The 12647-nt window shown below is 73.5% G+C and carries 12 protein-coding genes; 6 read left to right on the forward strand and 6 right to left on the reverse strand.

Features of this window, described 5'->3' with window-relative positions:
* Window positions 1-22 precede the first annotated feature (22 nt).
* Window positions 23-886 (reverse strand): isocitrate lyase/phosphoenolpyruvate mutase family protein, encoded by an 864-nt coding sequence (locus tag ACFVHO_RS19595; protein WP_385715853.1) that lies wholly within the window; start codon window positions 884-886, stop codon window positions 23-25.
* A 57-nt stretch (window positions 887-943) separates the two neighbouring features.
* On the reverse strand, window positions 944-1549 hold the full coding sequence (locus ACFVHO_RS19600) for a hypothetical protein (RefSeq protein WP_385715856.1): 606 nt from the start codon (window positions 1547-1549) through the stop codon (window positions 944-946).
* A gap of 196 nt (window positions 1550-1745) precedes the next feature.
* On the opposite strand from ACFVHO_RS19600, the gene ACFVHO_RS19605 reads away from it, so the two are divergent.
* From ACFVHO_RS19605 to ACFVHO_RS19615, 3 genes are all read left to right on the forward strand, one after another.
* Window positions 1746-2243, forward strand: a complete 498-nt coding sequence (locus ACFVHO_RS19605; protein ID WP_385715859.1) for a hypothetical protein — start codon at window positions 1746-1748, stop codon at window positions 2241-2243.
* 505 nt (window positions 2244-2748) lie between these two features.
* Entirely contained in the window at window positions 2749-3453 is a 705-nt protein-coding gene (locus ACFVHO_RS19610; RefSeq protein WP_385715862.1) for a class F sortase, read from the forward strand.
* Window positions 3454-3583: 130 nt separating this feature from the next.
* Window positions 3584-5062, forward strand: coding sequence for a serine/threonine-protein kinase (locus ACFVHO_RS19615; protein WP_385715865.1), 1479 nt, complete (start codon window positions 3584-3586; stop codon window positions 5060-5062).
* Between the two features lie 51 nt (window positions 5063-5113).
* Here ACFVHO_RS19615 and ACFVHO_RS19620 read toward each other — a convergent pair whose 3' ends face one another.
* A complete protein-coding gene (locus ACFVHO_RS19620; protein WP_385715969.1) occupies window positions 5114-5926 on the reverse strand; it encodes a peptidoglycan recognition protein in 813 nt (270 codons plus the stop codon).
* Between the two features lie 215 nt (window positions 5927-6141).
* On the opposite strand from ACFVHO_RS19620, the gene ACFVHO_RS19625 reads away from it, so the two are divergent.
* Window positions 6142-6552 carry a YciI family protein gene (locus ACFVHO_RS19625; RefSeq protein WP_385715868.1) on the forward strand — a complete coding sequence of 137 codons (411 nt, stop codon included), beginning with the start codon at window positions 6142-6144 and terminating at the stop codon, window positions 6550-6552.
* Between the two features lie 93 nt (window positions 6553-6645).
* On the forward strand, window positions 6646-7899 hold the full coding sequence (locus ACFVHO_RS19630; protein WP_385715870.1) for an RNA polymerase sigma factor: 1254 nt from the start codon (window positions 6646-6648) through the stop codon (window positions 7897-7899).
* A gap of 221 nt (window positions 7900-8120) precedes the next feature.
* Here the strand turns inward: ACFVHO_RS19630 and ACFVHO_RS19635 are convergent, their stop codons facing one another.
* Window positions 8121-9005 (reverse strand): LysR family transcriptional regulator, encoded by an 885-nt coding sequence (locus ACFVHO_RS19635; protein WP_385715873.1) that lies wholly within the window; start codon window positions 9003-9005, stop codon window positions 8121-8123.
* Between the two features lie 381 nt (window positions 9006-9386).
* Here ACFVHO_RS19635 and ACFVHO_RS19640 point away from each other — a divergent pair, with 381 nt between their 5' ends.
* The gene (locus tag ACFVHO_RS19640; protein ID WP_385715876.1) at window positions 9387-9698 is read left to right on the forward strand and encodes a hypothetical protein; all 312 of its coding nucleotides are present in this window, start codon (window positions 9387-9389) and stop codon (window positions 9696-9698) included.
* Window positions 9699-9742: 44 nt separating this feature from the next.
* On the opposite strand, the gene asnB is transcribed toward ACFVHO_RS19640, so the two are convergent.
* The gene (asnB, locus tag ACFVHO_RS19645) at window positions 9743-11584 is read right to left on the reverse strand and encodes an asparagine synthase (glutamine-hydrolyzing) (RefSeq protein ID WP_385715879.1); all 1842 of its coding nucleotides are present in this window, start codon (window positions 11582-11584) and stop codon (window positions 9743-9745) included.
* Between the two features lie 321 nt (window positions 11585-11905).
* On the reverse strand, window positions 11906-12547 hold the full coding sequence (locus ACFVHO_RS19650) for a TetR/AcrR family transcriptional regulator (RefSeq protein ID WP_385715881.1): 642 nt from the start codon (window positions 12545-12547) through the stop codon (window positions 11906-11908).
* Window positions 12548-12647 lie beyond the last annotated feature (100 nt).

Genomic DNA, 12647 nt, shown 5'->3' on the forward strand with positions numbered 1-12647 from the left:
ACCGCCCTTCCCGCCAAGGGACTTACCCCTCGTCCCCGAAGGCCGCAGAGAGCTCCTGCGCCTCAGCGTACGTCGGCAGCCCCTCCTGTCCCACAGTGCCTCGCGTGAACGCCCGCGCCACCTCGACGGCACGCCCCACCGCCGCCCGGAACAGGAGCGACCCGGTGCTGACGCGGCGCACACCCAGGGCGGTCAGGCGCTGCGGCGTGAGGCCGCCCGGCGCATAGAGGATGTTCAGCGGTACGTCGAGGGCGTCGACGAGCCCCGCGACGGCGGCCTCGTCCTGGACCCCGGGCACGAACACGCCGTCCGCACCGGCCCGTTGGTAGGCGTCGGCACGCTCTCGGGCCGTCTTCTCGCCCCCGGCGTTCAGCCAGTACACGTCCGTGCGCGCGTTGAGGAACAGCGCGGGCACGGCCTCCTTCACGGCGCGGATCAGCTCACACTGCGGGCCGACCGCGGTGAGCGTGCCGTCCGGCCTGCCGTCTTCGAGGTTCACGCCGACCACGCCCGCGGCGGCGAGTTCGCGGGCGAGCAGGGCGACGTCGTCGGGCCGTTCGCTGAAGCCGCCCTCGATGTCGACGGTGACGAGCGCGGGCAGGCGGGCGATGCCGCGGGCGAGGGCCAGCGTCTCCGTCCGCGCGGCGCCGGTGGCGTCCGTCTTGCCCGCGGCCGCGGCGACGCCGAGGCTCGTCGTGCCGATGGCGGGGAATCCGGCGCGGGCGAGCGCGGCGGCGGAGGCGTGGTCCCAGGCGTTGGGCAGGAGCAGGGGGTCGCCGGTGCGGTGCAGGGCGCGGAAGGCCTCGTACCGGTCGGTCTGGTCTGTCTGTTCGGCCTGATCGGTCTGATCGGTCTCGGGCTGGGGCTGGGGCTGGGGCTCGGTCATGGGCGCACTGTGCCAGAAGCCTCGGACACAGCCGTGGACCGGTCGTGGCTCCGGCGGTCAGGACTGCCAGAGGAACGCGGCGGCGCGGCACGCCGGGCAGGTGAAGACGTATCCGATGCCGCCACCGCCGAAGTTCGCCGACGTGGCGAAGTCGAAGCCCTCCTCCAACTGGGCCACGAACGCCATCGGTTCCCCACACCCCGGGCAGGACGGCGTCTCGTCGCCCTGGAGCCAGGCGGGCGCGCCCCCGAGCTGGCCCTGCACCCGCAGCGTGGCCTCGTCGACGCCGTCCGCCCACAGGTCGAGCGCGGCCGGGAAGTCGTCGGCCGCGACGTCCTCGGTGCGCAGCGCGCTGACCGCGCCGAGCAGGGTCTCGCCCGCTTCCGGCACGGCGGCCGGGGCCAGGGCCGCGCCGTCGAAGAGGTACGCGCGGTTGGCGCCGCCCGTGGCGTCCCAGTCGTCGCACATGCCCGGGGCGTTCTGGCACAGGAACACGGAGACGACGTCCGGGCCGAGCGGCAGTTGCAGCAGGAACTGCATGGCCCCGCCGCAGGCCCGGCAGTGCGGCCAGTCGAACCCGCCCGGCACCAGCGGCACCCCGCCCGTGCGCAGGCCGGTGGCGTGGGGGTCGGCCGCGCCGTCGTGGATCATGAGCGTCGTCATGCCCAGACCCTACGGCCAGGCCTTGGCGCCCGGGTCCCGGTCCCGCCCCCCCTTCCCCTGTTTCCCGATCCCTGATCGGACCCCAACAGGAACCTGACAGCTTCCTCATAACTTCACGCCAGCCTGTGCGACAGGCCCGGCGCCGCTTGACCAACGGTGTCGGGCCCTTCCGAGTCAGAGCTGGAATGGAGCCCCAATGTCCCACCATGCCCGTCGCCGCCAGCGCGGCACGTCCTTGCGTGCCGCCGTCTTCGCCACCGCCGTGGCGGGCGGGGTGCTCGCCGCTCCGTCGGCCACGGCCTTCGCGAACGACACCCCGCCCAAGCCGAAGCCGACCGTCAGCAAGCCCGCTCCCGAGGACGTGGTGAAGAAGAAGCGGGCCGCCGCCGAGGACGCCGCCAAGGACGCGAAGCGGAAGGCTCCGGGGGCCATCCCGCGCGGTGGAGTCGCCGCCGGTGACAAGCCCGCCGAGTCCGAGAAGGCTCCCAACAAGCCGACGCCGAAGCCCGTCAGCGACGAGGCCCGGAAGCGGGCCGCGCAGGCGCCCAAGGGCGGTGTCGCGGCGGGCGAGCGCCCCGAGTCCGGCAGCGACGGCACGGCCACGCTGATCGGTTCGGCGGCGGGCCTCGGGCTGCTCGCCGGCGCCGGCACCATGGTCCTGCGCCGCCGCGCCACCGTGCGCCAGCAGGGCTGACACCGCCAGGTCCGGCCGACCTGACGCGCGCTGCCCGGCCCGGCACACGCCGGGCGACCCGAGGCGCGCCGTCAGGCCCGGCCGGCATCAGGCCCACCAGGCATCAGGCCCAGCAGGCCCACCCGCCACAGCAGCCCCACCAGCCGCACAGGTCCAGGCCCCGGCCCCACCAGGCACTCCATGCCCGGCACCCCCGGCACGCCTCGTGGGGCCCGCGCCCGACCCGGCCCGCGCATGAATTGGCCCGCGCATGAACCGGCCCGCGCGCGAACCGCCCCCGGCCGGACGCGCGTCGGCAGACCCGGCCGGACGCGCTCGGACGCCTCCGGCCCGGCGGGCGCCGGCCCAGCGGCACCCGCCCCGCCTCCTCGCACCCGCCCGCCCCTTCCTCAGGTTCCTCAGGCCGACGGCCCGCACTCCCGTCCGGCCCGACCTCGATCTCGGCGGTGCCGCCCCGGTCCCCCTTCACATGCCCCGGGGCGGCGCCACCGTTCACGGAGCTCTCATGTCCCTCGCGCAGCACCGGACGTCCCGTTCGCACGACGTGGCGCCCCGCACGTCCCCCCGGCGCCCGTCCGGCACCCTCGTGTCCGTCGCGGTCGGCCTCGCCCTCGTGTGCGCCGCCGTGAGCGGCTGCTCGTCCGCGGACGGCGCGCGGGCCGAGTCCCCGTCCACGTACACGGTGCGGTCGGACGAGGCCCGTACCGAGGAGGGTTCCGCGGGTGGCTCCGGGCGGTCGGCCGAGCGCGGTACGTCCGTGGGGGCCGCCGCGCCCGTGCACGTCGCGGTGCCGTCCATCGGCGTCAGCAGTTCCCTGATGCGGCTCGGCCTCAACGCGGACCGCACGGTCGAGGTCCCGCCGCCGGACAAGGGGATGACCGCGGGGTGGTACACGGGCGGGGCCGTGCCGGGGCAGCGCGGCCCGGCCGTCATCATCGGCCACAACGACACGCGCCTCGGCAAGGCCGTCTTCCACGACCTGAAGAAGGTGCGCGCGGGGGCGGACATCGCGGTCCGCGACGCCCGCGGCAAGACGACGCACTTCGAGGTGACCCGCACCGAGACCGTGAGCAAGAAGGCCTTCCCCACCGACCGGGTCTACGGAGCCACCAACTCCCGCGCCCTGCGCCTGATCACCTGCGACGGCGCCTTCGACGCGCAGGGCCACCCCGTGGACAACCTCATCGTGTACGCCACCGCAAATCGGTAGTCGATGTTCCGCACCCCACCCAGGCCTCGATGCCCTGGGCAACCAACGCGGGCGGCGCCCTGGGCGATTCAGGGTGCGGGGTAGGCTTTGCGCACAAAACTGTTCATGTGTGCGAAGTAGGGAATCAAAGGTGTCCGATCTGGGGCGGCTCGTGGCCGGCCGCTACCGCCTCGTCGAGCGCGTGGGCCGGGGTGGCATGGGCACCGTGTGGCGGGCCGAGGACGAACTGCTCAAGCGTGCTGTCGCGGTGAAGAAGCTGCACGTCCCTCCGCACGTGGACGACGACGAGATCCAGACGCTCCACGAGCGCACACGCCGCGAGGCCCGCAGCGCCGCCCGCATCACCCACCCCCATGTGATCGTCGTCCACGATGTCGTGGACGACGAGGGTCTGCCGTGCATCGTCATGGAGTACGTCCCCTCACTCACCCTGGGCGACGCCTTGAAGGAGCGTGGCGCCCTGCCGCCCGGCGAGGCCGCAGAGATCGCCGTCGCCACGGCGGCAGCGCTGCGGGCCGCGCACGACGCGGGCGTCCTGCACCGGGACGTCAAGCCCGCCAACGTCCTGCTGGGGCACGACGGTCGGATCGTGCTCACGGACTTCGGCATCGCCGTGGAGAGCGGCACCCCCTCCTTGACCAGGACCGGCGAACTGGTCGGCTCTGTGCAGTACCTGGCGCCCGAGCGGCTGCGCAGCGCCGAACCCGGACCCGCGTGCGACCTTTGGTCACTCGGCGTGATGCTGTACCAAGCGGTGGAAGGCCGCCATCCGTTCGAACGGGACACCGCGATGGAGACGGCCTACGCCGTCGCCACCGAACCGCACGATCCCCCCAGGGCTGCCGGGGCGCTCACTCCCGTGATCGAGGGGCTGCTCGTCAAGGACCCCGGGCGCCGTATGGAGGCGCACGAGGCCGAGCGTCTGCTGCGCCGGGCCAGTGAGTCGTCCACGGCAGTCCTCGACCCGGCACCGCCCCACGTGCGCTCTGCGCCCGGCGGCCGCGGCCGCCGGGCGGCCCTGTGGTGCGGGTCGGCCGCCGCCGTCGCCGGACTGGTGACGGGCGGTGTGCTGCTGTGGCCCGAGGACGCCGACACCGGTGCCCGGGCTTCCGGCACCGGCCCCGCGGAGCGCGGGCCCTCGCCCGGCTCCTCCGTGCCTCCGCTGCCGCCCGGCTATCACCTGGAGAAGCAGGAGGGCGGTCTCTCCCTGCCCGTGCGGGACGGCTGGAAGCGCAAGGACCTGCGGGGCGGCGACATCGCGTACATCGACCCGTCCGGGCTCGTCGGCCTGCGGGTCAACGTCGCCGAGTTCGCCGGATCGGACCCCCTGGAGCACTGGCGCCGGACCGAGGAAGCCCAGACCCGCCGCGACAACCCGGGATACGAGCGGGTGCGGATGACGTCCACGACCTTCCGTGGAACACCCGCCGGGTACTGGGAGTTCACGTTCGACGGCAAGGCACGCACGTACCGCGCGGTGGAGATGGCGTTCGCCGACGCCGACGGCACTCAGTACGTCGTGTACCTCTCCGCCCCCGACGCCGAGTGGAAGCGGCACCGGCCTGTCTTCGACGCCGCCGTGAAGGGCGTGCGCCTCAAGAAGTCGTGACGGCCACTACCGGCTGACCGGCCACGTCAGCAACGCTGCGGATCAACACATCTAGCGCCCGCGCGCCGCCTGCATCCGTGCCTCGGTCCGCCCCTGCAGCACCGCCGCCCGCTCCCTGATCGCGGGCAGTTCGGCACGCAGCGCGGCCCCCGGGCAGTCCGTGGTGTAGCCGTCGGTGTGCCCGGCCACCGCGTGGAAGGCCGCGTGCCCGCCCGCCGGGACGCGGCTGAGGCTGTTGCTGGAGACCAGGCCTGCCGTCCGCCGCGGATCGGTCTCGGCCAGGCCGAGCTTCCACGCGGCGAGCGCGGCGATCGCCTCCACCATCGGGGCCGGGACCGGGGTGCCCGCCGTGAACGTGCCGATCGCGGCGACGCCCGCCGTCCGGTGGTTGAACCCCTGCGTGTGGGCGCCGACGACGGGCTGGTCGACGCCGCCCCCGCGGCCCTCGTAGATCGTGCCGCAGCGGTCGACGAGGAAGTTGTAGCCGATGTCGTCGAACAGCCGGGCGCTGGTCTGGCCCTCCGCGAGGGCGCGGATGATGCGCGGAGCGTCGGCGCAGTCGTACCCGTTGGGCGAGTCGGTGTGGTGGACGAAGACCACGAGGACGGGACCGCTGTAGTGCGCGGGCGGCGTGGTGGGCCGGGTGTCGCCCAGCCACCGCTCACGCGGCACGATGACGGGCCTGGCCGCGCGGTGCGGCACGGCCCTGGCCTCGCTGTGCCGCCCGCCGCCGTCGACCGCGTCCTCCACCCCGGCCACGCACAGCACGAGGGCGGTCACGGCGAGCAGCCCCGGCAGACACGCGAGAACCCAGCGCCCGGCACGGGGCAGCCGCCCCGCCACCGTCTTCCCCAGGGCCCGCAAGGCACGCATGGCCCCACTCTCGCGGCGCCCCTCGCGCCCCGCCCCGTGGGTTGCTCCAGTCGAGCTACCCGGGGCGCGGGCGGACGCCGGGTGCCCGCCCCGGAAAACCCGCGGAAAAAAAGTTCGCCGGAGTTGTCGAGACCGAGTCGCCCGCTCCGACGTCCCCTGTGAGAGTTGCCCATGAGGGGCGACGACACAGCCAAGGAGTGGCAGCCATGAAGTATCTGGTGATGGTGCAGGGGTCCCAGGCCGACTACGAGGCCATGAGCGGCAAGGCGTCGGAGCACAGCCCGTCGTGGAGCGAGCAGGAACTCCAGGCGATGTTCGCGTTCATGGGGAACCTCAACAACGACCTGTCGGAGTCCGGCGAGCTCATCGACGGCCAGGGCCTGACCGAGCCCGCGCAGACCCGCCACGTCAGCGTCGACGACAACGGCCGCCCGGTGATCACGGACGGGCCGTACAGCGAGACCAAGGAGGTCCTCGCGGGCTACTGGGTCCTGGAGTGCGAGAGCCTGGAGCGGGTCACGGAGATCGCCAAGCGCATCAACGAGTGTCCCGCGCCCGCGGGCTCCCCGAACCCGACGGTGGTCATCCGGACCATCCAGGAGGGCGGCGAGTGCTGATCACCGCGAGGACGGGGGTGCCGTTCGCCGCACCTCCCGGAACGCCCGTCACCGCGCAGAACCGGCGCGCCCCCGGGAGGCCCGCGGACGGCGATGAGCGCGACCGGTGACGTCGAGGACCTGCTGCGCCTGCACGCGCCGCAGGTCCTCGGCGCGCTGGTGCGGCGCTACGGCCACTTCGACGAGGCCGAGGACGCCGTGCAGGAGTCCCTGCTCGCCGCCGCCAACGAGTGGCCCGAGCGGGGCGTCCCCGACAATCCGCGCGGCTGGCTGATCAGGGTGGCGTCGCGGCGCCTGACGGACCAGTTGCGCAGCGACGCGGCCCGGCGGCGGCGCGAGGAGAACGCCGCCCGGATGACGCCGCGCGACGCGTTCACCGCGCCCGCGCCCGGCGAGAGCCGCGCCCCGTCGGACGACGACACGCTCACCCTGCTGTTCCTGTGCTGCGAGCCGTCGCTGACGCCCGCCGCGCAGATCGCCCTGACACTACGGGCCGTCGGCGGTCTCACGACGGCCGAGATCGCCCGCGCGCACCTGGTGCCGGAGGCGACGATGGCCCAGCGCATCAGCCGCGCCAAGCAGAAGATACGGGGCGCTCCGTTCACACAGCCGGGCCCCGGGGACCGCGACCGGCGCCTGGCCGCCGTCCTTCAGGTCCTCTACCTCATCTTCAACGAGGGCTACACGGCGACGTCGGGCGCCGCGCTCCACCGCGCCGACCTGGCCCGCGAGGCGATCCGGCTGACCCGCGCGGTGCGCAGGCTGCTGCCCGAGGAGGGAGCGGTGACGGGCCTGTTGGCGCTGATGCTGCTCACCGACGCGCGCAGCGCAGCCCGCACCGGGCCGCACGGCGAGCTGATCCCGCTGGACGAGCAGGACCGCTCCCGCTGGGACGGCGAGGCGATCACCGAGGGCACCGCCCTGGTCGAGCAGGCCCTGAGCCAAGGCCCCGCGGGGGTCTACCAGTTGCAGGCCGCCATCGCCGCACTCCACGACGAGGCCGCGCGCGCCGAGGACACCGACTGGCCGCAGATCCTCGCCCTGTACGACATCCTGGTGCGCCGCGCCCCGGAGCCCATGGCCGAGTTGGGGCGCGCCGTCGCGGTCGCCATGGTGCACGGCCCGAGCGCCGGCCTCGGCGAACTCGCTTCGCTGGAGGAGAAATTGGCAGGCCACCACCGACTGGAGGCGGTACGCGGCCACCTCCTCGAACGCGCGGGCGCCCCCGAAGCCGCCCGCGCCGCCTACCAGTTGGCGGCCCAGCGCACCCTCAGCCGACCAGAGATCCGCTACCTCCAGATGCGAGCGGCACGCCTCTCCCCTCCCCCCGACGAGCAAGCCCCGTAAGGGGCGCGAGGAACTGCGCGCCCAGCCACCGACAAACCAACAGACGCGCACTACCCAAGCCCCGCAAGGGGCGCGAGGAACTGCGCGCCCAGCCACCGACAGACCGGCAGACGCACTACCGAGTACCGAGCAGACGCATCTGCACCCTTTCACGCGCCGACCGCACCCACGCGGCGGAGCCGCATTCGACACAGCCCCGCACACGGGGCCGAACCCACCGATCAAGGCGCCCCGCCCGAAACCGTGTTGGCGAAAGCACGCGCCACCGGACTGAGCGCGTCCCAGCGCCGCACCGCCCAGCCGACGGACAGCGGCGGCAGGTCCGGCACCGGAAGGAGGCGCAGGCCGGGCGGGCTCTCGGTACGCCAGCCGGGCAGGGCGGGCACGAGCGCCTGGCCGACGCCGAGTTCGGTGAGCAGCAGCGCGGTGTCCCAGTCGGCGACGCTGGTGTGTCCGTCGGGTCCGAGGTCGAGGTCGGCCAGGGCGGCGTCGAGCCGGGCGCGGGACGTGGCGGCCTGCGGGGGCCTGATGAGCCGGGCGGCGGCGAGATCGGCGAGGTCGGCGTGCGGCTTGGCCGCGAGCGGGTCGCCGGTCTGCACGGCGAGCACCCAGGGCAGCTCGGCGACGGGCCGCTGCTCGATGCCGCGCACGGGCGCGCCGACGGTGACCCAGGCCAGGTCCAGGTCGTCGGCGGCGAGCGCGTCGAAGCAGGCCCGGCTCGAACTCGCCGTCTGGAACTCCAGCGTGACCTGCGGGAAGCGCTGCCGGAAACTGACGACGGCCTTGGCCATGAAGTGCCGTACGGTCGTCGCGCCGGTGGTGACGCGCACCGCGCCGCTCTCGCCGCGCGCCAGGTCGCGCAGGCGGCGCAGGGCGACGTCGATGCCGCCGAGGCCGTCGGCCGCGGCGGCGTGCAGGATCCGTCCGGCCGGCGTGGGCACGACGCCGCGCGCGTGCCGCTCCAGGAGGCTGACGGCCAGCTCCTTCTCCAGGCGTTTGACGTGCTGGCTCACCGCCGACTGCGTACAGGAGAGGTCGCGCGCGACGGCGCTGAGGCTGCCGGCGCGGCAGACGGCGAGGAAGACACGGAGGTCGTCGAGCGTCACGACCCCCAAGCTATCGCTTGGGGCGCGACGGCCGACGCCCACCGCAAGGCCGGACCGCGCCTGACACCCGGAGCCGGACCACGACACCTCGGCCCGGCCCCCGCACCTCCACCACCCTCCCCGAGAACCGGTCATGTAACGCGGATCACACATAACCGACCCGACCCACGGGAACGCACACCCCTATTTCACCGTTGAACTAGATGAGAGCCCCGACCGCGATTCCCCCGTCCGGCCGGGGCTCTCACCGTGTCCGAGACCCGCGGCGGCAGTACTCAACTCGAAGCCGACTCCGCCACCGCTTCACGGTCCCGCCACCCCTTCGAGGGCGAATATGCCAACCGCACCGCGTGCGACCGGTCCGGACGGCATCATGCGTCCATGGACGGTCCAAAGTCTGTGCGGGTCCTGTTCCCACCCGACGAGTACGCCGCCGTGCTCCGGCACGCCGACCGCCTCGGGATCACACCCGCGGAGTTCATACGCCGGGCGGCGGCCGTCCACGCAGGACAGGAGCCCGAGACCTGCGGCTCCGGCGGCGCCCGTCGCACCGTGGTCGTACCCCCCGTGCGCCGCGGCCTCGACACCCGCGGCGCCCCCGCGCTCCAGCGGTTCCTGGACACCCTCGCGACCGCCGACCCCACCCGGGTCCCGCCCCAGCAGCCCACGGTCCGCAACTGCTCGGGCCCCTGAAACCACCGCCCCGGCCATGCCACCCCGCCGCCCGACGGCGGACCTCAGCCCAGCGACACCTCAGGCCGGTACAGGTCGAACCAGAGCGCCAGATCGAGCGCCCGCTCCAGGCCCCGCCGCGAGGCCGGCCGCACCTGCGGAGTGTCTCGGTGCGCCAGGCGACGCAGGGCCTCGCGGTCGACGAGGCCGAAGACGGGGTGCCCGGGCCTCGCGAGCAGGTCCTTGGCGTGCTCCTGGAGCGCGAAGGCGTACTTGGGGTCCTGCGTGGACGGATAGGGGCTCTTGACCCGGTCGCAGACGGAAGCGGGCAGGCTGTCCCTGGCGGCCTCCCGCAGCAGCGACTTCTCCCGGCCGTCGAAGGACTTCAGCGCCCAGGGCGCGTTGTAGACGTACTCCACGAGCCGGTGGTCGCAGAACGGCACCCGCACCTCCAGACCCACGGCCATGCTCGCGCGGTCCTTGCGGTCGAGCAGCGTGCGCACGAACCGGGTCAGATAGAGGTGGCTGATGGTGCGCATGCGGAACTCGAAGTCGCTCTCCCCGTCGAGGCGCTGGACGGCACCGGCGGCCGTGGCGTAGCTGTCGCCGACGTACGTCCGCAGGTCGAGCGCCTCCATGACGTCCGCCCGCAGCACGCCCGTCTCGTCGCCGAGGGTCTCCGCGTGCCGCACCAGCCAGGGGAAGGTGCCGCCCCGACGGGCCCCCTCGTCGAAGAACTGGAGGTAGCCGCCGAACACCTCGTCCGCCGACTCGCCGGACAGGGCGACCGTCGAGTGCTCACGGATCGCCTGGAAGAGCAGATACAGCGAGGCGTCCATGTCCCCGAAACCCACCGGCATGTCGCGGGCCGTCAGCATCCTCGCGCGCACCTCGGGGTCGGCGAGCGCCTGCGCGTCCAGGACGATGTCACGGTGGTCGGTGCCCGCGAGGCGCGCCACGTCGTGGGCGTACGGAGCGTCGGGGGTGCCGCGCAGCTCGTCCGCCACGAAGTTCTCGCTCAGACCCGCGAAGTCGACGGAGAAGCTCCGCAGGGTCTCCCCCGAGTTCGCGAGCTGCCCTGCGGCGAGGGCCGACATGGCGGAGGAGTCGAGGCCACCGGAGAGCAGCACGCAGCGCGGCACGTCGGCGACGAGCTGGCGGCGCACGATGTCGTCGAGCAGCGAGCGCACCGCGGCGACGGTCTCGTCACGGCCGTGCGGGTGCGGGCGGGTCTCCAGACGCCAGTAGACGCGGCTGCGCAGCCCCTCGCGGTCGACGGTGACGACGGTGCCGGGCTCCACCTCGCGCATGCCGTCCCACACGGCGTGCCCCGGCGTCTTCACGAAGGCGAAGACCTCGCGCAGTCCGTCGACGCCCACGCGGGCACGGGCCAGCGGGTTGGCGAGGATCGCCTTGGGCTCGGAGCCGAACAGGACGCCGTCGGACGTCGGGTGGAAGTAGAACGGCTTGACGCCCATGCGGTCGCGGACCATGACGAGGCGCTGCCTGCGGCCGTCCCACACGGCGAACGCGTACATCCCGTTCAGCCGCTCGGCGACGCCCTCGCCCCACTGGAGGTAGCCGCGCAGGACGACCTCGGTGTCGGAGTCGGTGCGGAACTCGTGCCCGTGCCCGGCCAGTTCGGCCCGCAGCTCGGTGAAGTTGTACGTCTCGCCGGAGTACACGAGGGCGACGGTCCCCTCGGGCGTCGTCGCGGTCATGGGCTGGCGCCCGCCCGGCAGGTCGATGACGGCGAGGCGCCGGTGCCCCAGCGCCGCGGGGCCCTCGGCCCAGGTGCCGCGGTCGTCCGGGCCGCGGCACGCCATCGTCTCCGTCATGTCGTCCAGGGTCCGCGCGTGCGCCCGCAGTTCGCGGTCGAAAGAGATCCAGCCGGTGATGCCACACATGGGGTTTCCTCCTGCCGTCCGGCTGCCTTCCCGGTCGTACGTCCTGAACGACCGAACTAGATGTAATAGGCAGCTATCTCTTCAGGGTCCGCCCGTGACCGCCCGCGGTCAACGCGACCACGGCCCGCCGAACCCGCGCCGACCCGGGGATTTCGGCCGCGGCGGGGCCAGGGTCAAGGAGCCACCAGGAAGCCCCACCGGGCCGTATCGCTCCGACACCCGCCGCGCGACCGCGCGGAACGACACCTTCCGGCCATGGGTAAAGACTTGCTCAACACATGTGCAAATACTGGAACATCACCGCACGGCGGCGCCCGGCCGTCAGTCCGCCGGGGCGGCCTCCCGGAGCAGCGCCTGGGCGTCCTGGCGGGCGTGCTCGATCGCGTCGGGGAAGATCCCCATGCCGTACGCGACGAGCCCGCCCTCGTGCAGGAGCATCAGGGACCTGCCCAGTGACCTGGCGCCGCGCGGTGCGAGCGGCCGGGACAGGTCGGTGAAGAGCTCCAGCATCCACGCCTTCTGGCCGGTGATCACCGCGTACGCGGGGTGCGCGGGGTCGGTGATCTCCGCGTGCGCGTTGATCATGCTGCATCCGCGCGGCAGGCTGCGCTCGGCCCAGTCGCGGGAGGCGTCGAAGACAGCCAGGACGCGGGACCGGGGCGCGCGGGAACGCTCCAGGTATCCGGCGAGGAAGGTCCGCCAGCGCTCGTCGCGGTCCGCCAGGTACTCGACGACGATCTGGTCCTTGGAGCCGAACCGGTCGTACAGCGTCTTCTTCGTCACGCCGGCCTCGGCCGCGATCAGGTCGACGCCGACGGCGTGGATGCCGCGCTCGTAGAAGAGCCGCCCCGCCGCCTCCAGGACCTTGCGCGCGCCGGGCGTCAGCGGGACGCGGCGCGGCCCCCGCCCAGGGGCGTCCGGTGCCCGCGTCGCGTCCGGTTCGCGCTTCCCGTGCTCGCTCATGCACCCACCTCACCACATCGAGCCCGCTCCCAGAGTAAACCGATCTGTATACTCACTGCCATGAAGTAAACAGATCGGTCTACTCCGCTCGGCCACAGGA

It is taken from the genome of Streptomyces sp. NPDC127108, assembly GCF_042677545.1.
Lineage (GTDB): Bacteria > Actinomycetota > Actinomycetes > Streptomycetales > Streptomycetaceae > Streptomyces.